Annotated in this window: 22 protein-coding genes; 14 read left to right on the top strand and 8 right to left on the bottom strand. The window is 60.8% G+C overall.

Features of this window, described 5'->3' with window-relative positions; genetic code table 11:
• Both RHSP_RS23870 and RHSP_RS23875 read right to left on the bottom strand, forming a co-directional pair.
• Nucleotides 1-1,884: an MFS transporter gene (locus tag RHSP_RS23870; protein ID WP_004124428.1), complete on the bottom strand. Its 1,884-nt coding sequence runs from the start codon at nt 1,882-1,884 to the stop codon at nt 1-3.
• Between the two features lie 370 nt (nt 1,885-2,254).
• On the bottom strand, nt 2,255-3,454 hold the full coding sequence (locus RHSP_RS23875; protein ID WP_004124429.1) for an MFS transporter: 1,200 nt from the start codon (nt 3,452-3,454) through the stop codon (nt 2,255-2,257).
• Nucleotides 3,455-3,775: 321 nt separating this feature from the next.
• Here RHSP_RS23875 and RHSP_RS23880 point away from each other — a divergent pair, with 321 nt between their 5' ends.
• The 6 genes from RHSP_RS23880 to RHSP_RS23905 all read left to right on the top strand — a co-directional run bounded on the left by RHSP_RS23880 (nt 3,776) and on the right by RHSP_RS23905 (nt 9,765).
• On the top strand, nt 3,776-5,335 hold the full coding sequence (locus RHSP_RS23880) for a B12-binding domain-containing radical SAM protein (RefSeq protein ID WP_004124431.1): 1,560 nt from the start codon (nt 3,776-3,778) through the stop codon (nt 5,333-5,335).
• A gap of 445 nt (nt 5,336-5,780) precedes the next feature.
• Entirely contained in the window at nt 5,781-6,023 is a 243-nt protein-coding gene (locus tag RHSP_RS23885) for a DUF1127 domain-containing protein (RefSeq protein ID WP_004124432.1), read from the top strand.
• A 358-nt stretch (nt 6,024-6,381) separates the two neighbouring features.
• On the top strand, nt 6,382-7,056 hold the full coding sequence (locus RHSP_RS23890; protein ID WP_037154531.1) for a response regulator transcription factor: 675 nt from the start codon (nt 6,382-6,384) through the stop codon (nt 7,054-7,056).
• The gene (locus RHSP_RS23895; RefSeq protein ID WP_037154177.1) at nt 7,053-8,408 is read left to right on the top strand and encodes a sensor histidine kinase; all 1,356 of its coding nucleotides are present in this window, start codon (nt 7,053-7,055) and stop codon (nt 8,406-8,408) included. Before RHSP_RS23890 ends, RHSP_RS23895 begins: the two co-directional genes overlap by 4 nt.
• A 101-nt stretch (nt 8,409-8,509) precedes the next feature.
• A complete protein-coding gene (locus RHSP_RS23900) occupies nt 8,510-9,100 on the top strand; it encodes a class I SAM-dependent methyltransferase (RefSeq protein ID WP_037154182.1) in 591 nt (196 codons plus the stop codon).
• Nucleotides 9,097-9,765 (top strand): DedA family protein, encoded by a 669-nt coding sequence (locus RHSP_RS23905; RefSeq protein WP_051074139.1) that lies wholly within the window; start codon nt 9,097-9,099, stop codon nt 9,763-9,765. Before RHSP_RS23900 ends, RHSP_RS23905 begins: the two co-directional genes overlap by 4 nt.
• Here RHSP_RS23905 and RHSP_RS23910 read toward each other — a convergent pair.
• On the bottom strand, nt 9,740-10,771 hold the full coding sequence (locus RHSP_RS23910; RefSeq protein WP_004124441.1) for a class I SAM-dependent methyltransferase: 1,032 nt from the start codon (nt 10,769-10,771) through the stop codon (nt 9,740-9,742). The genes RHSP_RS23905 and RHSP_RS23910 overlap by 26 nt on opposite strands.
• A 196-nt stretch (nt 10,772-10,967) precedes the next feature.
• Between RHSP_RS23910 and RHSP_RS23915 the strand changes: the two genes are divergently transcribed.
• Nucleotides 10,968-12,968, top strand: coding sequence for a putative bifunctional diguanylate cyclase/phosphodiesterase (locus tag RHSP_RS23915; RefSeq protein WP_157385422.1), 2,001 nt, complete (start codon nt 10,968-10,970; stop codon nt 12,966-12,968).
• A gap of 288 nt (nt 12,969-13,256) precedes the next feature.
• Here the strand turns inward: RHSP_RS23915 and pcaF are convergent, their stop codons facing one another.
• The 3 genes from pcaF to RHSP_RS23930 are packed head-to-tail and all read right to left on the bottom strand — an operon-like array spanning nt 13,257 to nt 16,103.
• The gene (gene pcaF / locus RHSP_RS23920; RefSeq protein ID WP_004124448.1) at nt 13,257-14,462 is read right to left on the bottom strand and encodes a 3-oxoadipyl-CoA thiolase; all 1,206 of its coding nucleotides are present in this window, start codon (nt 14,460-14,462) and stop codon (nt 13,257-13,259) included.
• Entirely contained in the window at nt 14,462-15,232 is a 771-nt protein-coding gene (locus tag RHSP_RS23925) for a CoA-transferase subunit beta (protein WP_004124451.1), read from the bottom strand. Before RHSP_RS23925 ends, pcaF begins: the two co-directional genes overlap by 1 nt.
• Nucleotides 15,233-15,242: 10 nt before the next feature.
• On the bottom strand, nt 15,243-16,103 hold the full coding sequence (locus RHSP_RS23930; protein WP_004124455.1) for a CoA transferase subunit A: 861 nt from the start codon (nt 16,101-16,103) through the stop codon (nt 15,243-15,245).
• A gap of 133 nt (nt 16,104-16,236) precedes the next feature.
• On the opposite strand from RHSP_RS23930, the gene RHSP_RS23935 reads away from it, so the two are divergent.
• Nucleotides 16,237-16,992, top strand: coding sequence for an IclR family transcriptional regulator domain-containing protein (locus RHSP_RS23935; protein WP_004124458.1), 756 nt, complete (start codon nt 16,237-16,239; stop codon nt 16,990-16,992).
• 3 nt (nt 16,993-16,995) lie between these two features.
• Here the strand turns inward: RHSP_RS23935 and RHSP_RS23940 are convergent, their stop codons facing one another.
• Entirely contained in the window at nt 16,996-17,883 is an 888-nt protein-coding gene (locus RHSP_RS23940; RefSeq protein ID WP_004124461.1) for a helix-turn-helix domain-containing protein, read from the bottom strand.
• A gap of 111 nt (nt 17,884-17,994) precedes the next feature.
• Between RHSP_RS23940 and pobA the strand changes: the two genes are divergently transcribed.
• Nucleotides 17,995-19,167, top strand: coding sequence for a 4-hydroxybenzoate 3-monooxygenase (pobA, locus tag RHSP_RS23945; protein WP_004124465.1), 1,173 nt, complete (start codon nt 17,995-17,997; stop codon nt 19,165-19,167).
• A 7-nt stretch (nt 19,168-19,174) separates the two neighbouring features.
• On the opposite strand, the gene pcaQ is transcribed toward pobA, so the two are convergent.
• Nucleotides 19,175-20,101, bottom strand: coding sequence for a pca operon transcription factor PcaQ (gene pcaQ, locus RHSP_RS23950; protein ID WP_004124468.1), 927 nt, complete (start codon nt 20,099-20,101; stop codon nt 19,175-19,177).
• 94 nt (nt 20,102-20,195) lie between these two features.
• On the opposite strand from pcaQ, the gene pcaD reads away from it, so the two are divergent.
• From pcaD to RHSP_RS23975, 5 genes are read left to right on the top strand one after another with little or no spacing between them, the layout of a single operon-like run.
• Nucleotides 20,196-21,002 carry a 3-oxoadipate enol-lactonase gene (gene pcaD / locus RHSP_RS23955; protein ID WP_004124471.1) on the top strand — a complete coding sequence of 269 codons (807 nt, stop codon included), beginning with the start codon at nt 20,196-20,198 and terminating at the stop codon, nt 21,000-21,002.
• Nucleotides 21,002-21,406 (top strand): 4-carboxymuconolactone decarboxylase, encoded by a 405-nt coding sequence (gene pcaC / locus RHSP_RS23960; protein WP_004124474.1) that lies wholly within the window; start codon nt 21,002-21,004, stop codon nt 21,404-21,406. The genes pcaD and pcaC overlap by 1 nt, the downstream gene beginning before the upstream one ends.
• Before the next feature lie 13 nt (nt 21,407-21,419).
• Nucleotides 21,420-22,169: a protocatechuate 3,4-dioxygenase subunit beta gene (pcaH, locus tag RHSP_RS23965; RefSeq protein ID WP_004124477.1), complete on the top strand. Its 750-nt coding sequence runs from the start codon at nt 21,420-21,422 to the stop codon at nt 22,167-22,169.
• Complete coding sequence (gene pcaG / locus RHSP_RS23970) at nt 22,169-22,783, top strand: protocatechuate 3,4-dioxygenase subunit alpha (RefSeq protein ID WP_037154188.1); 615 nt, start codon at nt 22,169-22,171, stop codon at nt 22,781-22,783. Before pcaH ends, pcaG begins: the two co-directional genes overlap by 1 nt.
• A 3-nt stretch (nt 22,784-22,786) precedes the next feature.
• Nucleotides 22,787-23,839 carry a 3-carboxy-cis,cis-muconate cycloisomerase gene (locus RHSP_RS23975; protein ID WP_004124483.1) on the top strand — a complete coding sequence of 351 codons (1,053 nt, stop codon included), beginning with the start codon at nt 22,787-22,789 and terminating at the stop codon, nt 23,837-23,839.
• Nucleotide 23,840: the final 1 nt, after the last annotated feature.

The raw sequence follows: 23,840 nt of genomic DNA on the forward strand, positions 1-23,840 counted from the left end.
TCAGTCGATTGCGTCGAGATCGACGCCCTTGGTCTCACGGACAAAGATGATGCCGATGACCAGGGTCATGGCGGCAATCGCGATGGGATACCAGAGACCATAATAGATATCGCCCGTGGCAGCGCTCATGGCAAAGACCGTTGCCGGCAGCAGGCCGCCGAACCAGCCGTTGCCGATGTGATAGGGCAGCGACATGCCGGTATAACGGATGCGGGTCGGGAACATCTCCACCAGGATCGCGGCAATCGGACCGTAGACCATGGTGACGTAGATGACGAGGATCGTCAAAATGGCGATCGTCAGCGGCCAGTTGATGGCCGAAGGGTTGGCGACCATCTTGAAGGCGCCGCCGCTGGCGACGGTATAGACCGGCATGTCCGTTGCTCCGCCTGCCTGTTCCGCCGTCAGGAGCTTGGCCTTGACGAGGTCGGCGACCGGCGTGACGGTCTTTTCGCCTGCCCGCACCGTTGCCGCATTGAGCCCGAGCTCGGGGTTTGCGGCGATGAAGGCATCAAGCTTGGCATCTGGCACCTTGGCGGGATCGCGCGCCAGCGGGAAGCCGGCCTTTTGTAGCGCAAGGCTCATGTCGTGCGTAAACGCCGCACCCTTGGCCGTCGCGTCTTTGCCGGCGGCTGTGGCATCATAGGATGTTACCGTGGCGTCGCCGACCTTGACGATTGCCGGCTGGCCTGCGGGGCCTGCTGAAATCGTATAGGGAACGGAGGACTTCGCCAAGAAAGACGTGGCGATATCGCAGGAATTGTTGAACTTCGCCGTTCCCACCGGGTTGAACTGGAATGTGCAGTCGCCGGGAGCAGCCGTCACCGTGGCGCGGACGGTTTGCTCCGCCTGGGCGAGCGCCGGATTTGCCGCGCTCGTCAATGCTTTGAACAGCGGGAAGTAGGTCAGGATTGCGAGTAGGAGACCCGCCATGATGATCGGCTTGCGGCCGATCTTGTCCGAAAGCCAGCCGAAGAACACGAAAAAGCCGCTGCCGATCAGAAGCGCGATCGCGATCATGATGTTGACCGATTGGCCATCGACCTTCAGCACGTTCTGCAGGAAGAACAAGGAGTAGAACTGGCCGGCATACCAGACGACCGCCTGGCCGGCGGTGAGGCCGAGCAGCGCGATAAGGGCGATCTTGGCGTTCTTCCACTGGCCGAAGGCTTCCGAGAGCGGAGCCTTGGAACCCTTGCCCTCTTCCTTCATCCTCTTGAAAGCCGGCGATTCACTGAGCGACAGCCGGATCCAGACGGAGATGGCAAGCAAAACGCAAGACACAAGGAAAGGAATGCGCCAGCCCCAGGCGGCAAATGCGTCCTTGCCGAGGGCATTCTGAACGACCAGAATGACGATCAGCGACAGGAACAGTCCGAGCGTCGCCGTTGTCTGGATCCAGGACGTATAGTAGCCGCGCTTGTTGTCGGGTGCATGCTCGGCAACATAAGTGGCGGCGCCGCCATATTCACCGCCAAGCGCCAGGCCCTGCAGCAGGCGAAGGATGATCAGGATGACAGGGGCGGCGATGCCCCAGCTTGCCGACCCGGGGAGAACGCCGACCAGGAAGGTCGAAAGACCCATGATCAGGATCGTGACGAGGAAGGTATATTTGCGTCCGACAAGATCGCCAATCCGGCCGAAAACCAAGGCGCCGAAGGGCCGGACGAGGAAGCCCGCCGCAAAGGCGAGCAGGGCGAAAATGTTGCGGGTTGCCTCCGGATAGTCGCTGAAGAAGGTCGTGCCGATGAAGGCAGCCAGAGACCCGTAAAGATAGAAGTCGTACCATTCGAAAACTGTTCCGAGCGAAGAGGCGAAGATGACCTTCTTCTCTTCCCGGGTCATGCCTCCACCCGTCGTCTCGGTCGCGGACGTGATTGCCATTCCTCAATCCTCCCAATTGCGCCAGGGACATCGTCAACAAATCTGTCCCATGTCCTCCATGATGACATTATGCAGGGCCCCCGCGCCGAAGAGGCGCGGAAAGTCGTGCCAGCGGGTGCTCTCCCGATTCCCTCCGCGAGGAGATCACGCCCCTGATGCGTTGGTGAGTGTTGGCCAAAAATTGAAAATTGCAATGCCTGCAACTGCTGCCGCTTATGGAAAACTGTGTGTAAGCATCGAGAGACACGAATATATCGCGGTCCGGCGCCGCAGCGCCGTATTCAGTCCGGAAAGGCGGCGCCAGGCACGTCGAAATGCGACGCACCCGGCGAACCGCGGAGGTGCCGATCCGGACCGTTTTCGGCCTTTATCATGCGGCTTGCAGCCGCAGGCGCCGCATCGGCGGGAAGGCGAAGGCGATGGCCGCAGCACCCAGTCCCACCACGGACGATCCGATGAACAGCCAGGAGTAATTGGCGAAGGTATCGAATATCCAGCCGCCGATCAGGGGGCCAGCGGCCATTCCGATGCTCGACAGCATCGAAGCGGCGCCGAAGACCGTGCCGATGACGCGAGGTCCGAAATACTCCCTCGCCAGCACGGCATAGAGCGGCATGACGCCGCCATAGGCGCTGCCGAAGACGACGGCCAGCGCATAGAATTCCCCGAGTTCGCTCACCAGCAGATAGGTGGCAAGCGCGGCGGCCTGAACCAGAAGGCCGGCGATCAGCACCGGCTTGACGCCGACCCGATCTGCAAGCGTCCCGTAAAACAGGCGACCACCAAGGCCCGCCAGCCCCTCGACGCTATAGATGCTGACGGCGGCCATCGGCCCGACGCCGCAGATCGTCGCGTAGCTGACCATATGAAAGATCGGGCCGGAATGGGCTGCGCAGCAGGCAAAGAAGGTCGCCCCAAGAACGAGGAATTGCGGTGAGCGGAAAATCTGGCCAAGCGGCAGGCTTTGTTCCGTCGCCTGCCCGTCTGAACCGGCTTTATCGGCAAGAATAGGCGCCCGCCGCACCAGCAGCGCTGCCGGTATGAGAAGGACCCAGGCCATGATGCCGATGACAAGCATGGCGAAGCGCCAGTCATAGGCGGAAATAAGGTAACGGGCAAAGGGCGATACGGTCATCGGGGCGACGGCCATGCCTGCGGAAACCAGGGATACCGCAAGGCTCCTGCCTTTGTCGAACCATGCGGTCGTTGCCGCAATCATCGGCGCGAAAAAGGCGCTGGCGGCGACACCGACGAGGATGCCGTAGGTCAGCTGGAATTGCAGAAGCGATCCTGCCCTGCTCGCCAGGACAAGCGCCAGCCCAAGCAGCAATGCTCCGATGACGACGACGATGCGTATGCCGAAGCGATCGCTCGCAGCACCCCAGGCGAAGGCGCCCAGCCCCATGACGAGAAAGTTCAGCGTCATGGCCGCGGCAATACCGGCATGCGACCAACCCGTGTCGGCAGCGATCGGCACCTGAAAGATCGCCAAGGAAAACATTGCGCCGAGCGCGACGCAGGTCATCAGCGCCCCGGCACCGACGATTACCCAACGATATGATGAACTCATCTCCCAGTTCCTCTTTGACAATTCGACTTGTGGCAGGAAGGATCCGGTGTTCCTCTCTCGCGACCCGCCTCAATGAAGACGATTGCGTCTCGGCCATTTCGACATTGTCGTCCGAAAAAAACTCTGGCGGCCTGAAAACGTGCGTGACAGATTGCCAATATCGCCCGCAGTTTTTAATTTTGGGCTCATGCAGGGCTGCTAATGCTGCCTTCCTGTTGAAAGCCGCTTTGCTGCTCCAATGCCAGCGCAAGCGGCACGAATGACATGCAAGCTTGACATAGTACCGAACCAGATCTTCGCAGTCATGGAGCGGCATATTCAATGGCTCATATCGTCATTATCAATCCGCGTTTCGAAACCTCCTATTGGGGGATGGAACACGCACTGCCGCTGTTCGACGTGAAGGCTAATCTTCCGGTGGCCTGCCTGCCCTTGCTGGCGGCACTTACGCCTTCGGAACATACCGTCACCCTCGTCGACGAGAATGTCGAACCGCTGGACTTCGACCTGTGCGAGAAGGCCGATATCGTCGCGCTGACCGGGATGATCGTCCAGCGCTTCCGGATGACGGAAATCCTGACCGAACTCAAACGACGCAATTGCTTCACCGTCGTCGGCGGACCTTGGATTACGGTCAAGGAAGATTATTTCGGCAATCTCGTTGATGTCTCCTTCATCGGCGAGGCGGAGGAGACCTGGCCGAAATTCCTCCTTGAATGGGAGGAAGGCAACCACGCGCGGCGCTACGAACAATCCGACAAGACGGATATGAGCAAGGTTCCGGTGCCGCGCTTCGATCTCCTGAAGATGGATGAATATGCCGTTGGCAGCGTGCAGTTCTCGCGGGGCTGTCCCTTCACCTGCGATTTCTGCGATATTATCGTCGTCTTCGGGCGCAAGCCGCGCATCAAACAAAGCGCCCAGGTCATCGCCGAAATGGAGGCTCTGCTGGCCTCCGGCATGGATACGGCCTTCATCGTCGACGACAATTTGATCGGCAACAAAAAGGCGATCAAGGAGGTCTTGCGCGATGTCGTCGCCTGGCAGGAGAGCCGTCATTATCCGATGACCTTCCTGACGGAAGCGTCGATCGATCTGGCCGACGATGCCGAGCTGATGCAGTTGATGGTCGACGCCAATATCCGCGTCGTCTTCATCGGCATCGAGACGCCGAACGAGGAGGCGTTGCGAGAAACCAAGAAGCTGCAGAACCTGCGCAAGGGCGGGACGATGCTGGAGAAGATCCACAGCATCCAGCAGACCGGCATGGAAGTCTGGTGCGGCATGATCCTTGGCTTCGACAGCGACGATGCGACGATTTTCGATGCGCAGCGTGTGTTCATCAAGGATGCCCGCATCGTCAATGCCATGATCGGGATGCTGGCCGCTATCCCGAAGACGCCGCTCTATACGCGTCTCGCCAAGGAAGGGCGGCTCGATCACGACGATCCGCCAGCCTACGGCACGAATGTCATTCCCCTTAATCTTTCCCGCGAAACCTTGCGGGACGGATATCTCTCGGTCCTCAGCGACCTGCATCAGCCGGCCGCCTATTTCGATCGGCTGGACGCGCTCTATATCGATGGGAATATCAAACCGGAAAGCACGCGCTTACGGCATCTGCGCCGTCATCCACTACGGTTGCTCGCTCTCAACGCGACATGGGCGTTCGAAGCGTTCGGCATCTTCGTCAGGCTGATGAGCCGGGTGAAGGAAGCGGATTTGCGCGCCGTGTACCGCCAGCGGTTTCTGAAGCTGCTGCGGCATCGCCGGTCCCCGATCATTCTGCAGATCTACGCGATCAAGTGCGCCATGCATTATCATGCTCATATCATGGTTCAGCAGATGCGCACCGGCGGCGGGATCGTCAACTCGTTCTAGTCACGTCTCAACACCGGGCAGCCTTTCCGAGGGCGCGATTTTGCACCGCGCCGCGCTCTCATCATGCGGCGTCTGCTGTTGTATCAATGCAACACATTGCGCGAGATGGCTGCAATTCGAAATTGTGGGGTTGCCGATCCTCGGATCTCGCGTATTATACGCACGTCCGCAAATCAAACAGAGGAGGCGTGCAATGCAACATCCACGAATGCATAACAACGCCTCTGGCGGACTGATCTCGATGAATATGGTGTGTGCTGCACCGAATTCGCGACGTATCTTTAACTAAAGCTCCTAAACGCTTTATCTGCCGCCACTTAGGCACTTTTCCGTTAAACCCATAAGACTTGCTGCGGGAATAATTTGATGCGTCTTCGACGTATCAGCTCCTGAAGCCGGTCAAGCTTCAGAGGACCTGGCCGCTTGATGGCGCCAGGAAAAGATAATGACGTCTTCACAATTACTGGTTGCTGAGAGCTTAACGGCAACGGTCGATGAACTGTACCAGAAATTCGGTGCGTGGAGGACCGCGCGCGCCTTGCTGTTTGTCATCTGGAGGCAGCGGCAGACGCGCATGCGGGTCGCTGAGCTGTCGGACTACCAGCTTCGCGATATCGGTCTTCCCGAGCGGCAGAGCACCTCGCGCTTGCCCTATTTCACGCCGCCGCATCTGCGCCGCTTCGATTAGGATGGAACCGATGCGAATGAGCGCTTCATGGCATTCGGCCGGCTGGGAAGGCCGGTTTGGAAATGGCCTTTGGCCGACGGTTCGAGGGAGCCGAGAGCGTGAGCTGCTGCACGCAGCCAAGCGACTGCGTGTGCCGTGGCTTACGCTTGAAAATCATCCCGTCGCAACCCAGACAGGGGAGGGTAATCGCTGCCTTCCCCTGTTGCGCCGCCGGCCCTAGTTGTCATCGATATTGCCTGCCCGATCGTCACCGGCGTTCCTCGTCAGCGACGGCGGCATGGGTGGGGCAAAATCGGGGTCGCAATGTTCCCGCAATGAGCCTATGCAATTCGAACATTCTTTGCGCAAAGGGGTGACATTGCGAATTCTGCTGCTTGAGGACGAGCCGGAAATGGCTTCCGCACTTTGTAGTGCGTTGCGCACGCGCGATGCTCTTGTGGACCATATGACAACGCTTGCCGATGCCGAAGAGGCGGCAATGATCGTCGTCTACGATGTCATCCTGCTCGACCGGCAGGTTCCCGATGGTGACGGCCTCTCGCTCATTCCCAAGCTTCGATCGAATGGCGTGAGCGCACCCGTCATCATGTTGACCGCCCGCGGTGAACTCGACGACCGCATAGACGGCCTTGACTCCGGGGCCGATGATTATCTCGTCAAGCCTTTTGCCGTCGAGGAGCTTCTCGCGCGCCTGCGCGCCGTCATGCGCCGGCCGGGCGATGTCCGTGTCGACGTGGTCAATTTCGGCCGGGTATCCTACGATTTCGACGGCCGCGAAGCGCTAATCGACGGCTGCCGGCTCGATTTGCCGCGTCGGGAACTGCTGGTATTCGAAACGCTCGCCCGCCGGCTCGGCCGCACCGTTCAGCGGCATATGCTCGAAGAGGCCGTTTACGGCTTCGATGACGATATTCAATCGAATACGCTCGACGCCCATATCTCCCGCCTGCGCCGGAAGCTCATTTCCGTCGATGCCGGCCTCGAAATCCATCCGGTGCGCGGCATCGGCTACCTCATGAAGCCGACCTCATGAGTGCAAGCCAGCCTTCGTTGCGTTGGCGCCTGGTGCGGCAACTTGCCTCCCTGCAGGCGGTTTTTCTGAGCATATTGGCGCTCCTGATCGTTGCGGCCCTCTGGACGACTGGAAGCGTCATCTCGCTTCAGCCGGAAGACGAAACCATCGACGCGATCGCGCAATCGATCGAGCGAGACAAAGATGGCGCACTTGCCGTCAAGGTAACGCCTATGCTCGTGGCGCGGCGCGCCGAGCTGCCGGGTCTCTGGTTTGTGGTAAGGGACCGCAGCGGGGCGACGATTGCCGAGGGTGCCGTGCCGCAGGCCTATGCCAACATCGGCGGCACGCTCGACGGCATCGGCCAGGGTCGCTTCGGCGGCAATCTTGGCGGCAATGCCGTGCCTGCCGCGCGGCTTCGATGGGTTGGATCCCCGATCGGCGAGGTGCAGGTTCTGACCGGGATTGACGGTGGCGTTTCGCCGTCCCGGGTCATGGCCGCTACCAGCCTCATTTTTTTCAGTACCCTCTTGCCGCTGCTCGCCGTAACGGCGGTCGCGACCATGGTTGCGGCGCCGATGGTGGTTCGCCGTGCCTTTTCCTCGCTCGATTCCGCCGTCGCCCGCGCCGGGCAGATCGACATCGATCGACAGGGGACGCGGCTGCCCGTCGACAATGTCCCGCAGGAGATTTTGCCGCTCGTCGAAGCCGTCAATGACGCGCTCAGCCGGCTGGATGAAGGTCACGAGCGCCAGAAGCGCCTGTTTGCTCACCTTGCGCATGAGTGGCGTACGCCCGTCGCAATCCTGCAAGCCCGCCTTGACGGCCTTCCTTCCGGGCCGCTGAAGGAGAGGATCTTCGAGGACACCGTGCGGCTTGCGACGCTGGCGGAGCAGTTCCTCGATCTGCAGCGTCTCAACCATCGTTTCGAGCCCGCTCCGGTCAATCTCGTCGATGTCGCGCGCCACGTCGTTTCCGAATTGGCGCCGCTTGCCATCGCCGCCAATTACGAGCCCTGTTTCCTGGCGGATGAGGATGCGGTCGAAATTTTCGGCGATCGCGTCGCACTTGAGCGCGCCGTTACCAATCTGGTGCAGAACGCGATCCAGCATGGCGGGCGGCAAGGCAGCATTACGGTGCATGTCGGCCGGGCAACGGGCATCACGGTGACGGACGAGGGCAACGGCATTCCGGCCGAGCAGCGGGGGCGCGTCTTCGAGCCATTTCACCGGCTGTCCGGCCACGGCAAGGGGTTCGGTCTTGGTCTCAACCTCGTCCAGGAAATTGCCCGGCTTCATGGCGGACAGGTTCAGGTGCTGGAGGGGCCGACTGGCGGCGCGGCCTTCAGATTGAGTTTCCCTTTGGCGGGATAGAGCGACGTTCTCTCTGAGGATGCAATGTTCCCGCAATCGGCGCGACGGTAGGAGTGGCGAGTGAAATAGCCGAAACTCCAGGACCGCACGGACGGGAACTCATGTCCAATACGTCATTATTCATTCGAACTCTTCTTTCCAATCCGCGGATGGTGGGCGCAATAGCACCGTCCGGCGCGATGCTGGCGGATCTCATCACGAGCGAAGTGGACCCCGCCGCAGGGCCTGTTCTCGAACTTGGGCCGGGAACGGGCGTTTTCACCGAAGCGCTGCTTGCTCGCGGCGTTCGCGAAAGCGACCTGACGCTGGTGGAGTTCAGTACCGACTTCGCGGATATGCTGCAACGGCGCTTTCCCCATGCGCGCGTCCTATGTGCCAATGCCGCAAGGCTCGACATGCATATCTCGCCCGAAGATCTCCCATTCGGCTGCGCGATCAGCGGCCTGCCGCTCTTGAACATGTCGCCAAGAGTGGTGGTTGCGATTCTCGACGGCGCCTTGTCGCGGCTGCGCGAAGGGGGCGCGCTCTATCAGTTCACTTATGGGCTTCGCTGTCCGGTGCCGCATCGGCTGCTCGATCGTTTCGGCTTCAAGGCGACGCTGCATGGGCGCGTGCTGCGCAACTTTCCGCCCGCCCGGGTCTACAAGATCGTCAAGCGGAAGCCGCCGAAGCGGCTGGTGGCCAAGGCATGATCGATCAGTCCGATTTCCTCGACTTGTTGCCTGCCCTGGCTGCATGGGGGCTGTTCGGTTTTCTCCTCTGTGCCGCGGTGGAAAAGCTTATACCTATCATACCCTCGGGCGGCATGCTCATTGCGCTTGGGATGTTCGGCGTGTCGGATCCGAGCGATCTGCCATGGGTGGTCGCCATTACGGCCACGGGATCAACGGCAGGTTCGCTGTTTTGGTACGTGTTGGGCCGATGGTTCGGCGCTGAGCGCGGTGACCTTCTTGCCGTGCGGCTCGGCCGGCGTCTCGGCATCGGCGGCGAATGGTATTGGCGACTGAAAGACGGCTACCGTCATCGCGGGTTTGCCCTGACGTTCGTCAGCCAAATCATACCCTTTGCAAGGGCCTATATCGCCTTTCCCGCAGGGGTGCTTGCCGTACCTGCAAAAGGCTTTGCCACCGCGACCTTCTTCGGGGCGGTTCTCTGGAATACGCCATATCTGATATCGGGCTACATGCTGCGCAAGCACATGTTCGATCGGGATATAGCGCTGCCTGCGGCCTTTGCCGTCATCGTACTGGCTTATCCTCTATTGTTCACGGTGTTCCGACTCCGCCGGCCAAGCCGCTATGCGGCTCGGTCGGCAGTGACGATCCGATGCGCTACACGGTCAGCACGGCGTAGATGACGCCGCCGTTTTCGCCGCGCGTGACGGCGCTGTCGGTAATCGGGTGCTTGACCTTGTCGATGATCGATTGGACTTCCCTGTCCGTTCGCCATATCAGCGGCCAATTCATGAAGGTTTCCATGTAGCCTTCCACGCCGATATCCTGTGCAAAATTTGCCAGAAGGAACTTGCCGCCCGGTTTCAGCATCTGCAGGCAGCGCTCCGTCAGCTTCACCGCAACGCTTTCGGCCAAGTAGTCGTAAAGGCCGGCCGCATAGATGAAATCGAAGGTCCCAAGCTTCTGCGCGCGTCCGAGAATGGTACGAACGGAGCCGTTGACCGCTTCGATGCAGGTGCCGCGAAAGGCCGAACTGACCGTTCCAACGCTGATGGGATCCTGGTCGAGTGCGACCCAGCGCTTGAGCTTGTTGCTCTTGAGAGCGTTGGAACGCTCCGCCTCGCGAAGATGCCCGGCGGCGATCGCCAGAACTTCCGCGTTCTCCGTCCCATCGGCCACAGTGTCGACATGCGCGGCAAGGAGATCACGCCTTTCGCGCACGGCGACTGCGGATGCTGCCATGCGGGTGAAGTCGTAGATCTCGGCGCCGAGCGGCGACGCCGCCTTGACTTGAACGTCAACTGCCGGATGTTCGTAAATAAAATCCAGCAGTTGGGCGTCGCCGCTATAGCCGCGCGGCTTCTCGAAAGACCAGCGGGTCAGGGGGTCCTGAAGCAGGAAAGACGAGACCGGATGCACCTGTGCCAGGGAGGTGAGATGTGCCCAGGTCATGGGTGTCGTCTTGCTTTTCAGTGCCTGCAGCCGTTCGGTCAGGGCTTTCATCGTGTCTTGAACAGGGGCATTCGCTTCGAATGCCTGCTGCGCCAGGGAAAGAACGAGGGCGAGTTCGGCCTCGCCCTCCTTGATCTGATCGTTCGAAAATTTGCTAACCGCCGATCTCGTATGTTTCGAGATCGATTGCGCGGTCACAAGGCTGTAGCCGTCGAGAGCAGTTTGGAATTGTTTCAATTTTAAATGATTCCGTGAAGACTATAAAAACCATATCGCACATAAAATGTGAGCGCTATGGTTTTGTTAATGTCACTGCTGCAACGCTGTCGCTATCAAACGAACCAAAGTAGCAGCCCGGTAAAGCAAGCAATCTGTTCAATAGAGCGACGCAAAGCTAACTGCGGTGGACATGAAGTCTCGGCGAACTCGGGTAATGGTGAACATGCGTCGACTGTCGAGAGGAAGCGATCCTGGCCGGGAAAAGGCACGCCCGACAAGCGGCGCCATCGGACTTCGCGCTCTTTATAAGGACTATAGCAACGAGGCACGCCGCGCCGTAGCGCGCAGCGGTCTGTGGCTTGCTGTGCCCGTCTATATCCTTTTCCTGATAACGGACTTGGTTTTCATTCCCGACGTCTCGCAGGTGACGATTCCGGCGCGCTTCATGATCGGGCTCACCTCGCTTCTGGTTCTCGAAATCCAGTTTGCGCGCAAGCGTCCCGCAGGCGAGCTTGAAGCCACATGCGCCACCGCAGTGGTTTTGGGATATGTCGTGTGGCTGGTGCCGGCGCTGCAGACCAGCAATGCCGAGGCATTTTCCTATTATGCCGCCTTCGGCGCGATCTTCATGATGGGCGTCAATCTGTTCTTCAGTCTCGAATTCGGCCTGGCAATCGCCTCGTCCGGCCTGATCTTCGCCTCTTTCCTGCTGTCGCTTGCCGAGTTTCACTACAGCACCGCCTACTGCCTGGCTTTCACGACCTTCTATCTCTGCTGCTTTGTTTTCACGTCCTATGTGAACTGGAAACTGAACAAGGAGCGTTTCAACGTCTTTCTCAATGCCAGAGAAGCCGAGCTGCAGCAGCGCCAGGCGGCGGAGCGCGGTGAGGCCCTTCTGCGCCTGTCGATCACGGACTCCCTCACGGGGATGGAAAATAGAAGAGCTGCCGATATTCGTCTGAAGCAGTTCTGGGAGCGCTGGCGCCAGGACGCAGTGGCATTTGCCGTGCTGCTCGTCGACGTCGATTTCTTCAAAAAATACAATGACTACTATGGGCATCAGGAAGGCGACCATTGTCTCGTCACCGTCGCCAACGCCCTGTCCGATATCGTGGTTCCTTTAGGCGCGACGGTGGGGCGGTATGGCGGCGAAGAGTTCATCGTCATTCTCGATCTGGACCGCGGCGCGGATGCCCTTGCTCTGGCGGACGCCATCTGCCAGGGGATCGAAGCTCTCGATATCGTCCATGCGCAGCGGCTGGATGGTTTCCAGCACGTCACGGTCAGCGTCGGTGCGACCATTACCAGAGACGTGGCCGGCACCAAGCTCGAAAACGTCATCAACGAAGCCGACCGTGCCCTTTACTCCGCGAAGGCCAGCGGCCGGAATTGTGCAAGACTATTCGATCCGAACGAATTGCCCGGCGGCGATGCGAGCGAGAATATCGCGGCTATTTTGAAGATCGCCATTCAGCAGAACCTTGTTTCGCTGGTCTATCAGCCGATCCAATATCTCGACACCGGGGAAATCGGCGCCTACGAGGCCCTGATGCGTCTGCAATTGCTCGACGGGTCGAGTGCGTCGCCGGCAATGTTCATTCCGATAGCGGAGCGTACCGGCGCCATCATAGAGCTCGGCTACTGGGCGATCAGACGTGCGTGCTGCGAGCTGCTCTCTCGCAACATCGTCGAAACGGTCAGCGTCAATGTCTCGCCGATCCAGCTGCGGGCGCCCGGCTTTGCGGCGCAAGTTGCCGCCATCCTCGCCGAAACAGGCATTTCAGGGCACAGGATCGCCTTCGAGATCACCGAGGGCGTCGATATGGAGATCCGTCCGGACGTGCTCGACAGCATTCAGGATCTGAAGCGGCTGGGCATCAAATTCTGGCTGGACGATTTCGGAACAGGATTTGCGGGCCTCTCCTGGCTGCGCCTGATGGAATTCGAGACCGTCAAGATCGATAAGTCGTTCCTGCACGATGCGGCAAGCAGCGAGGGCGCCAAGATCCTTCTCGAGGACATTATCGGCCTGGTGCGCAATCGCGGCCATCGCATCCTGGTCGAGGGCGTTGAGAATGAGGAGCAACTGGACCTGGTCAAATCCTTTGGCATCGACGCTGTCCAAGGATACTTTATCGGCCGGCCGGCTCCGCCGCTCAAGCATCCGATTGCCGTCAGGCAGCCAGAACGGCGCCGGTGGCAGGCATCGGCTTGAACGTCAGCTCGGTACGACAAGACCGCAAAGGCAAGGAGCATAGCGAATTTCGTCCGTGACGATGCCGATGCTCAAGACAACGGTGATTAGACCGGGCGATCCGGTTATCGCGACATGCTCGAAGGCGATTTCCGCGCGATCCCGATCTTCATTTCAACACGCGTGTACGGTCTGCGAGCCGCCTGCATTTCGCTGTATGCCGAAGACCTCCACGCCAGCCCGGCATTTTAGAATCGTCAGCAAACATGGCCCGCCGCCCATGCGGCAGGCCGGGGCTGATCGGAGCGATCAGACCCGTTCGAGGGCGATGGCAATGCCCTGGCCGACGCCGATGCACATGGTCGACAGCGAATAGCGCCCGCCGGTTTCCTTGAGCTCCAGGGCGGCGGTGCCGGTAATGCGGGCGCCGGACATGCCGAGGGGATGGCCGAGCGCGATGGCGCCGCCGTTGCGATTGACGCGGGCGTCGTCATCGGCAATGCCGAGTTCGCGCAGTACGGCAAGCCCCTGCGAGGCGAAGGCTTCGTTGAGTTCGACGACGTCGAACTGTTCCTGGCGCATGCCGAGTCTAGCCATCAGCTTGCGCGAAGCCGGAACCGGGCCGATGCCCATGATGCGCGGAGGCACACCGGCGGCAGCGCCGCCGAGGATGCGGGCGATCGGCGTCAGACCGTATTTCCTTGCGGCGGCTTCGGAGGCGATGATGAGTGCGGCAGCACCATCATTGACGCCGGAGGCGTTGCCGGCCGTCACCGTGCCGCCTTCCTTCTTGAAAGGCGTGCCGAGCTTGGCAAGCGCTTCCATCGTCGTGGCGCGCGGATGCTCATCCTTGCCGACGACGACCGGATCGCCCTTGCGCTGCGGGATCGTGACGGAGGTGATTTCCTTGGCAAGCCGGCCATTTTCCTGTGCGGCTGCAGCCTTTGCCTGCGAGCGAACGGCAAAGGCGTCCTGATCTTCACGGGTGACCTTACAGTCCTCCGCGACGTTCTCGCCGGTTTCCGGCATGGAGTCGACGCCATACTGTTTCTTCATCATTGGATTGATGAAGCGCCAGCCGATGGTGGTGTCGTAGATCTCGGCGTTGCGCGAAAAGGCGCTTTCGGCCTTGGGGATGACGAAGGGGGCGCGCGACATGCTTTCGACGCCGCCCGCGATCATCAACTCGGCCTCGCCGGCGCGAATGGCGCGGGCTGCGGCAATGACGGCATCCATGCCCGAGCCGCAGAGCCGGTTGATCGTCGTGCCGGGTACTGAGATCGGCAGGCCGGCAAGCAGGGTTGCCATGCGAGCGACATTGCGGTTGTCCTCGCCGGCCTGGTTGGCGCAGCCATAGATCACGTCGTCGACGGCTTCCCAGTCGACCGAGCCGTTGCGCTCGATCAGCGCCTTCAGCGGCACGGCGCCGAGATCGTCGGCGCGAACGGAGGAGAGCGATCCGCCGAAGCGGCCGATCGGGGTGCGGATGTAGTCACAGATAAAAGCGTCGGTCATCAGGCTGCCTCATGGGCTTTCTTGGTGCGCGCGTTGATGTCGCGCAGGACGGATAGTTCGGTTTCGGTTGGCGGGGGCGTCTCGATGACCTCGTCGGCAAACTTGATCGCCCAGCCGCAATTCTCAATGATCTGTTCGCGGGCTACACCTTCGTGGATCGACACGACAGTCAATTCCTTGGTGACCGGATCAGGTTCGAGAATGCAGAGATCGGTAATAACGCGAGTCGGGCCTTTCGTCTTCATGCCCAGGCGCTCGCGATGATTGCCGCCCTCGCCGTGGCCCATCGAGGTGATGAAAGGCAGCTTTTCGACGAAGCCGCGCTTGGAGAGCGCCATGGTGATGAAAATCTGGCCGCAATTGCTGGCGATTTCCGGTGCGCCGCCGCCGCCAGGCAGGCGAACCTTGGGGTGATCGTAAGGGCCGACGACGGTCGTGTTCAGATTGGCGAACCTGTCGATCTGCGCGCCGCCGAGGAAGCCCGTGGTGATGCGGCCGCCCTGCAGCCAGTAACGGAACATCTCAGGCACGGAAACAGTGAAGAGTGCGGTGTCGCAAAGCTCGCCGTCGCCGATCGACAGCGGCAGCACATCGGGCTTGGTGCCGACCGTGCCGCTTTCATAGATCAAGGTGATGTCGGGCGCATGGGTCAGCCGGGCGACGTTACAGGCAGCTGACGGCGCACCGATGCCGACGAAGCAGACGTCGTCATTCGTCAGCGCGCGGGCGGCTGCAATCGTCATCATTTCGGTAGGCGTAAAATCGCTCATCTTGACCTCCTCACGCCGACTTGACCGGCTGCTTGCCGGCATATTTGGCAAAATCCTCCGGGCCGGCCTTCATCACATGCTCGTCGATCCATGCCTGGAAGCTGTCGCGATCGCGGGCGATTTCGTCCCAGGCGATATAGAAGGCGTTGGAGCGGGCATAATAGCCCTGCGCATAGGAGGGGAATGCGCCGCCCGGCACGACTGCGACCGCGGTTACCGCCCATGTCGGCAACACGACGGAGTTCGGCGAGGGCGGGTTCAATTCGTCGACGATTTCCTCGACCGTGACGATCGAGCGCTTGGCGGCGAGCACCGCCTCCTTCTGGACGCCGACGATGCCTTCGAGCAGCACATTGCCCTTCCGGTCGGCACGCAGCGCATGGATGATGGAAACGTCTGGCCGGATGGCAGGGACGGCGGCCAAGACTTCGCCGGTGAAGGGGCAGGTAACGCTCTTGATGTTCGGGTTGACCTTGGGCAGGTCGGCGCCGATATAGCCGCGCAGCATGGCAAAGGGCAGATTGGCCGCGCCGGCCTCATAGGCATTGGCCATGGCGGCGTGCGAATGCTCCTCGATCTCAAGCGGACGAGGCCACTGGTTCTCGACCGCGTCGCGGAAGCGATGGAGCGAGCCGACGCCCGGATTGCCGCCCCACGAAAATTTCATGCCTCGGGCTGCGCCGACGCCAATCAACTGGTCGTAGAGAATGTCCGGCGTCATGCGGATCAGGAACAGATCCTTTTTGCCCTGACGGATGATTTCGTGGCCGGCGGCGTAGGGAATGAGATGGGTAAACCCTTCCATCGCGACGGTGTCGCCGTCCCGCACATTCTCCGCCACCGCCTGCGAAAGCGATAGGATCTTCGCCATAGGGTCTCCTCAACAAATGCAGTCCTCTGTGCGCGTCAATAAGCGCCTTCGGTTCGGGATCGTCAACGAGTTTGTGCGATATTTGACATTTGTTCATATATCGCACAAAATGGCCAAGATTTGGGGATACGAGATGCGCGAAACAGATTTCGTCAGTGGCTTTGCCAGAGGATTGAAAGTCATCGAGGCCTTCGGCGAGACGCGGCAGCGCCTGACGATTGCCGAGGCATCGAAGCTGACCGGGCTCGACCGCGCCACCGTGCGCCGCTCGCTACTGACGCTCTCGGAGCTCGGCTATGCGGTCTTTGACGGGAAATTCTTCACGCTGACGCCGAAGATCCTCCGGCTCGGCCATGCCTATCTGGCCGCGACGCCGCTGCCGATCATCATTCAGCCTCATCTCGATCAGCTTGCCGAGCGCGCCGGGCAGAATGCTTCCGCTTCGGTGCTTGACGGAACGGAAGTCGTCTACATCGCCCGCGCCTCGCAGCGCCGGGTGATGTCGATCAACCTGACGCCGGGCAGTCGCCTTCCTGCCTTCTGCGCCTCGATGGGCCGCGTTCTGCTGGCGGCCCTGCCGGAAAGCGAGGCGCGTTCGGTGCTTGAGCGGACCGACCTCAAGGCGAATACACCAAATACCAAGACCGATCCCGAGGAACTGATGGCCGAGTTCCGCCGGGTGAGGGAGCAGGGTTATGCCGTTATCGACCAAGAGCTGGAAATCGGCCTCTGCTCGATTGCCGTCCCGGTCGAAAACGATCGTGGGCAGACCGTTGCGGCGATCAATATCGGCGCACCCGCCGCCTACGTCGCAGCCGCCGAGATGGCGGAGCGGTTCCTGCCGCTGCTGAAGGAGACACAGAAGGCGCTGCGGCTGGTGCTGCCGTAAGCTTCACATCCCAAGCCTCTCCCGCTCCTCGATACGCCAGGCGCGGGGCGTCTGGCCGGTCTGCTTGACGAAGAAGCGGGAGAAATAGGCTGGGTCGGCAAAGCCGAGGCGATAGCTGATTTCCTGCACGGTCGCGAAGGTGAAGACCAGCTCGCGTTTGGCCTCGTCCAATAATTTGCGCGTGATCAGCTCATGTACGCCGTGCCCCGTTCGGCCGCGCACGATGCGGCTGAGATGCGCTGGCGAGATGCCGAGGCTTTCGGCATAAAAGGCGGCAGGCTTGTGCGAACGGAAGTGGCGCTGGATGAGGCCTTGCAGCATCTCCATCCGGCGTTCGCCTTCATCATCAGGGTTCGACCCTTCATCGGCGTTCTGGGCGATGCGCGCCGTCAGCAGCAATGCGGTGGTCAGATAGGCTTCGAGCAGATCGGTACGGCCATTGCGGTGGCTGGCAAACTCCTTGCCCAGGCGCCTCAGCGTGCCGGCGACATGCGCTGCATCTTCGTTTTGCGTATCGAGTAAGGTCAGATGCGGATCGGCAAGCCAGGTGCCCAGCCGGCTGCGATCACCCGGTGAAGCCTTGAGATGCGAGATCAGCACCGTGATGACGAAACCATCGATATCACGCGAAAATCGGAAGCCGTGATTGAGGCGTGGCGGCACCGTAATGATCGCGGGTGGGGTGATGGCGTGAGGAGTTCCGTCAAAGATGGCGTCGCCGGATCCGGCGTCTATGTACAAGATCTGAAAGAAGCTCTCATGCCGATGCGGGCGGATTTCCCAGTGATGAAGGCTGCTGCGGGATGGGATAGTCTCGCAATGAAGCCAAAAATCCGGCTTTCGGCCGGTATTTTCGCCGTAGAGATCATAGATCGGCACGTTCTTCGTCATGGCTATTCTCCCTCGCCATGTTCGATTTGTGCAATTTCATGACCGAAATGTCCATTGCGGATCTGCGATGCGCCGAAGAGACTTGAAGCAAGTTTCGCATGGGAGGATATGATGCGTACTCAAGTCGCAATTATCGGTTCAGGACCGTCCGGGCTTTTGCTCGGCCAGTTGCTGACGGAGGCCGGGATCGATAACGTCATCCTCGATCGCGTCGGCAAGGATTACATTCTCGGCCGCGTGCGCGCCGGCGTGCTGGAGGAGGGCACCGTCCGGTTGCTGGACGAGGCGAAGTCCAGTGTCCGCCTGCATGCGGAGGGATTGCCGCATGACGGCTTCTCGCTCGCCTTCGACGGCCGCGATCATCGCATCGATCTTCATGGTCTCTCAGGCGGCAAGCGGGTCGTCATCTACGGCCAGACGGAGATGACCCGCGACCTGATGGCCCGCCGTGAAGAAAGCGGCGCTCCGACCATCTACAGCGCCACCAATGTTCAGCCACACGGTTTCGATGGCGATACGCCCTATCTGACCTACGAGAAGGACGGCATTTCGCATCGTATCGATTGCGATTTCATCGCCGGCTGCGACGGCTTTCATGGCGTCAGCCGCAAATCGGTGCCGGAAAGGGCGGTTCGCAGCTTCGAGAAAGTCTATCCTTTCGGCTGGCTCGGCGTGCTGGCCGAAGTGGCACCCGTCAATCACGAGCTGATCTATGCCAATCATCCCCGCGGCTTTGCATTGTGCTCCATGCGGTCAATGACGCGCAGCCGCTATTACATCCAATGTCCGCTCGACGAGAAGGTCGAGGACTGGAGCGACGACCGTTTCTGGGACGAATTGCGCCACCGCTTGCCCGCCCATCATGCCGAGGCGCTGATCACCGCGCCGTCCTTTGAGAAATCGATCGCGCCGCTGCGCTCATTCGTGGCCGAACCCATGCGCTTCGGCCGCCTCTTCCTCGTCGGCGATGCCGCCCATATCGTGCCGCCGACCGGTGCCAAGGGGCTCAATCTGGCGGCGAGCGACGTGCATTACCTGTTTTCAGGCCTTGTCGAGCATTATCAGGATCGCTCCAATGCCGGAGTGGATGCCTATTCAGCGCGGGCGCTCGCCCGGGTCTGGAAGGCGGTACGCTTCTCCTGGTGGATGACGACGATGATGCATCGCTTTCCCGATACCAGCGATTTCGACCAGAAGATCCAGGAAGCCGAACTCGATTATCTCACCCATTCGCGCGCCGCGTCGACCGCGCTTGCCGAAAACTATGTCGGCCTGCCGTTCTGAGCTGGCTTTACAGCTTCCTTGCAACCTCGCTTGCCGCTTCGCGGATCGTCTGCATCAGGATCGACAGGGGTAGGGTTGGGATCCCGTCGGTGCGCATGGTCAATCCCACCGGTCCCTTCGTCTCGCTGGTGTCGATCGGCAGGAGCGCCAGCAGCCCGTCATCGACGTCGCCGGCAACGACGCCGGCCGAGATGATCCAGATGGCATCGCTCGCGCGGACGAAGGCGCGGCCAAAGGAGTCGGAAACGGTTTCGATCTGGTTGGGCAGGCCGCCGGCGCCGTTGGCAATCAGGAAGCTCTCGACGAAGGGGCGGATGATCGAGCCCCGCGTCGGCATCAGGATCGTGTAGCGGCTGAGATCGGAAAACGGCGATTGCTTGTCGGATAGCAGCGGATGGCCGGCTCTTACGGCGAAGACGACTTGTTCGGAATAGAGGTGCTCGAAGGAAAAGCCTGCCATGTTTTCGGGGCTGGCAAGCCGTCCGACGACCAGGTCGAGATCGCCGACGCGCAGCTGTTCCAGAAGCACGGCGTTCTCGCCGGTCACGATTTTGATGCGGCTCCAGGTCTCCTCTTTGAGAAACAAGTCCATCGCGCGAGGCATAATCCGCGTCGAAACCGTCGGCAGCGCGCCGACGCGGATCGGCGGCGCTTCACCGGAACGCTCCTGCGAGACGGAATCCAATCCCTGGCGGAGTGCGGTCAGCGCAGCACCGGCATGGCGCAGGAAGACCTCACCGTAGCGGGTAATGCGGATGCCGCGCCCGTCGCGTTCAAAGACGGCGACACCGAGCGCCTCCTCCAGTTCGCGGATCGTCTTCGTCACCGCCGGCTGGCTGATATTCAGCAATCCCGCTGCCTTGATGACGCTTTTCTGGCGCGCAACCTCGACAAAGGTTTGTAGATGGCGGAACTTAATGCGCGCGTCGAGCATGTTTATTCATAACCGCTGAGTTATCGTAGGGCAAAGAAATATCATTTTACCTAACCAGATTATAGATCCAATCTCGTGTCCGAGGAGATTTCCAGTGCAGTTTGCCCGCATCAACGACGTCACGATCCACTATCAGATCATCGGTGGCCCTGCCGACAAGCCGGTGCTTGTCTTTGTCAATTCGCTCGGCACCGATTTCCGGATCTGGCGGGATGTCATCGTGCGTCTGGCCGGCGATTTTGCCATCGTGCTCTATGACAAGCGCGGCCATGGCCTCTCCGATCTCGGCCAGATGCCTTATTCCATCGAGGATCACGCGACCGATCTTGCCGGCCTGCTTGATTTCCTTTCGGTCAAGAACGCCATCATTTGCGGCCTGTCGGTCGGCGGGCTGGTTGCACAGTCGCTCTATCAGCGGCGTCCGGATCTGGTGAGGGCGCTGATCCTTTGCGATACCGCTGCGAAGATCGGCACCGCCGAGAGCTGGAATGCCCGCATTGCGCAGGTCGAGGCACATGGCATCGAATCCATCGTCTACGCGATCATGGAGCGCTGGTTCACGCCGACCTTCCGCCGTCCGGAAAACATCGCCTATGCCGGCTATTGCAATATGCTGATCCGCCAGCCGATTGCAGGTTATGTCGCCACCTGTGCGGCACTCCGTGATGCCGACCTGACTGAAGCCGCCGCCAAGATCGCGGTGCCCACCATCTGCATCGTCGGCGACCAGGACGGCTCTACCCCGCCGGAACTGGTGCTGTCGACGGCAAAGCTCATTCCGAATGCGCGCTATGAAGTGATCAAGGACGCCGGCCATATCCCCTGCGTCGAACAACCCGAGGCGTTGACCGAAGTCATCCGTGCCTTCATCGACGTCGTCCTGCGTGGAGAACAAGCCTGATGAATGACCCCACCGCGCCATCCGAGCGTTATTTGCAGGGCATGGCGACACGCCGCGCGGTGCTCGGCGACAGCCATGTCGATCGCGCTCAGCAGGGATCGACCGCGTTCGACCAGCCTTTCCAGGAGCTGATCACCGAGGCTGCCTGGGGGCACGTCTGGTCGCGCCCGACGCTTAGCCGGCGTGAGCGCTCCATCGTGACGATTGCGCTTCTGGCAGCCCTCGGTCAGGACGATGAGGTGGCCATGCATGTGCGGGCCACGCGCAACACCGGGGCGACACGCGATGATATTTGCGAGGCGCTTCTGCATGTGGCGATCTATGCCGGTGTGCCGGCCGCCAACCACGCGATCAAGATCGCCAAACAGGTTTTCGAACAGATGGACGCCGAACAGGCGGCATGAAGCGAGGCAGACCATGTCCGACAGAAGCAATAGCAAGCCCGAAACAGGCGCCTTTTTTGCGAGAGACCGCGCCTGGCATCCGCCGGCCTTTGCGCCGGGATACAAGACGTCCGTGCTGCGCTCGCCGCGGCGTGCGCTGCTGTCGCTCGACGGCACCATTTCCGAGATCACCGGACCGGTCTTCGGCCATTCCATATTGAACGAACTCGACAATGATCTGATCCATAATTTCGCCAAGCCCGGCGAAAGCGCCATCGGCGAGCGGATCATCGTGCATGGCCGCGTGCTCGACGAGCGCGGCCGGCCGGTACCCGGCGTCCTGGTCGAATTCTGGCAGGCCAATGCCGGCGGGCGTTATCGCCACAAGAAGGAAACCTATCTCGCCGCCATCGATCCGAACTTCGGCGGCTGTGGGCGTGCCATTACGGACGATGAAGGGCACTATGCCTTCCGTACCATCCGTCCCGGCGCTTATCCCTGGCCGAATGGCGTCAATGACTGGCGTCCGGCGCATATTCACTTCTCCGTCTTCGGCCATGGCTTTGCGCAGCGGCTGATCACGCAAATGTATTTCGAGGGCGACCCGATGATCTGGAAGTGTCCGATCGTCGGCACGATCCCCGACAAGCAGGCAATCGAGCAGCTGATTGCGCCGCTCGACTGGGGCAACACGATACCGATGGATGCCCGCGCCTATAAATTCGATATCGTGCTGCGCGGTCGCCGCTCGACCCTGTTCGAAAACCGGCTGGAGGGCAATTGATGGTACAGGAACTCGGCTATCTCAAGGAAACTCCGTCGCAGACGGCAGGGCCTTACGTTCACATCGGCCTTACGCCGAATTACAGCGAGATCGGCGGCGTCTATGAGGCCGATCTCGGCTCCGCCATGGTCAATGACAAGACGCTCGGCGAGCGCATCACGGTGACGGGCAGGGTTCTCGACGGTGCGGGCGCACCGGTCAAGGATGCGGTCCTCGAGATCTGGCAGGCCGATGGCGCCGGGCTTTATAACAGCCCCTCGGAACTGCGCGGCGCGGCCGATCCGAATTTTGCCGGCTGGGGGCGTTGCCCGACCAGCTCTACCGACGGCGTCTTCCGTTTCGAGACGATCAAGCCCGGCCGCGTTCCCTTCAAGGACGGCCGCAAGATGGCGCCGCACATCACCTTCTGGATCGTCGCACGCGGTATCAATATCGGCCTGCACACGCGGATGTATTTTCCGGAAGAGGCTGCAGCAAACGCAGAAGATCCCTTGCTTGCGCGCATCGAACACAGGGATCGCGTTGCGACGCTCGTTGCCGTCAAGGAGGGCTCCGTCTACACCTTCGATGTCCATTTGCAGGGCGACAAAGAGACGGTTTTCCTCGATATATAGGTCATGAGCGTTTCTCCTTTCGATCATCCGTTTCTCTCGGGTCTCCTCGGTGACGAGGAGATGGCGGAATATTTTTCCGCTAAGGCCGACATTCGTTCCATGCTCGTCTTCGAGGCCGCACTTGCCAAGGTCGAGGCGCAGCATGGGCTGATCCCGCCGGCCGCGGCTCAGCGGATCGCGGAGGTCTGCACGAATTTCGAGCCTGATCTGCCGAGCCTGAAGACGGCAACGGCGTCGGATGGCGTCGTCGTACCGGATCTTGTAAGGCAGCTGCGCCAGGCTGTCGGCGAAGAGGCGGGCAAGCATGTTCACTTCGGCGCCACCAGCCAGGACGTCATCGATACCAGCCTGATGATGCGGCTGAAGGCGGCGGCTTTTATCCTGAGCGGCCGTCTCTTTGCCGTATCATCCGCGCTCGCCAAGCTGGAGGAGCGTTTCGGAGCGAACAGGCTTATGGGCCACACGCGGATGCAGGCGGCGATTGCCATCACCGTGTCGGATCGGCTGCGGGCATGGCGCCATCCGCTCGATCAATATCGCGACCGGCTGACGCAGGAGACCTTCCCGCTGCAGTTCGGCGGTGCCGCCGGCACGCTGGAAAAATTCGGGCCGCTGGCGGCCGAAATCCGGAGCTCGCTGGCGCAGGCGCTCGGCCTGACGGACGAGCCGCAATGGCAGAGCCAAAGGGGGCGCATTGCCGAGCTTGCCGGGCTCTTGTCCATGATCTCCGGCAGCCTTGGCAAGATCGGTCAGGATGTTGCACTTCTGGCGCAGGCCGGCGACGAGATCGAGCTTGCCGGTGGCGGTGGCTCCTCGGCCATGCCGCACAAACAAAATCCGGTCTCGGCCGAAACGCTGGTTACGCTTGCCCGGTTCAATGCCGTCCAACTTTCGGGCATTCACCAGTCGCTGGTGCACGAGCAGGAGCGCTCGGGGGCTGCCTGGACATTGGAATGGCTGCTATTGCCGCCTATGGTGGTGGCGACGGCGGCATCGCTGCGCCATGGGCTGCAACTGATCGGCACCGTGAAGCGCCTGGGAACGATAACTGAGTAGA

This window comes from Rhizobium freirei PRF 81, assembly GCF_000359745.1.
GTDB lineage: Bacteria > Pseudomonadota > Alphaproteobacteria > Rhizobiales > Rhizobiaceae > Rhizobium > Rhizobium freirei.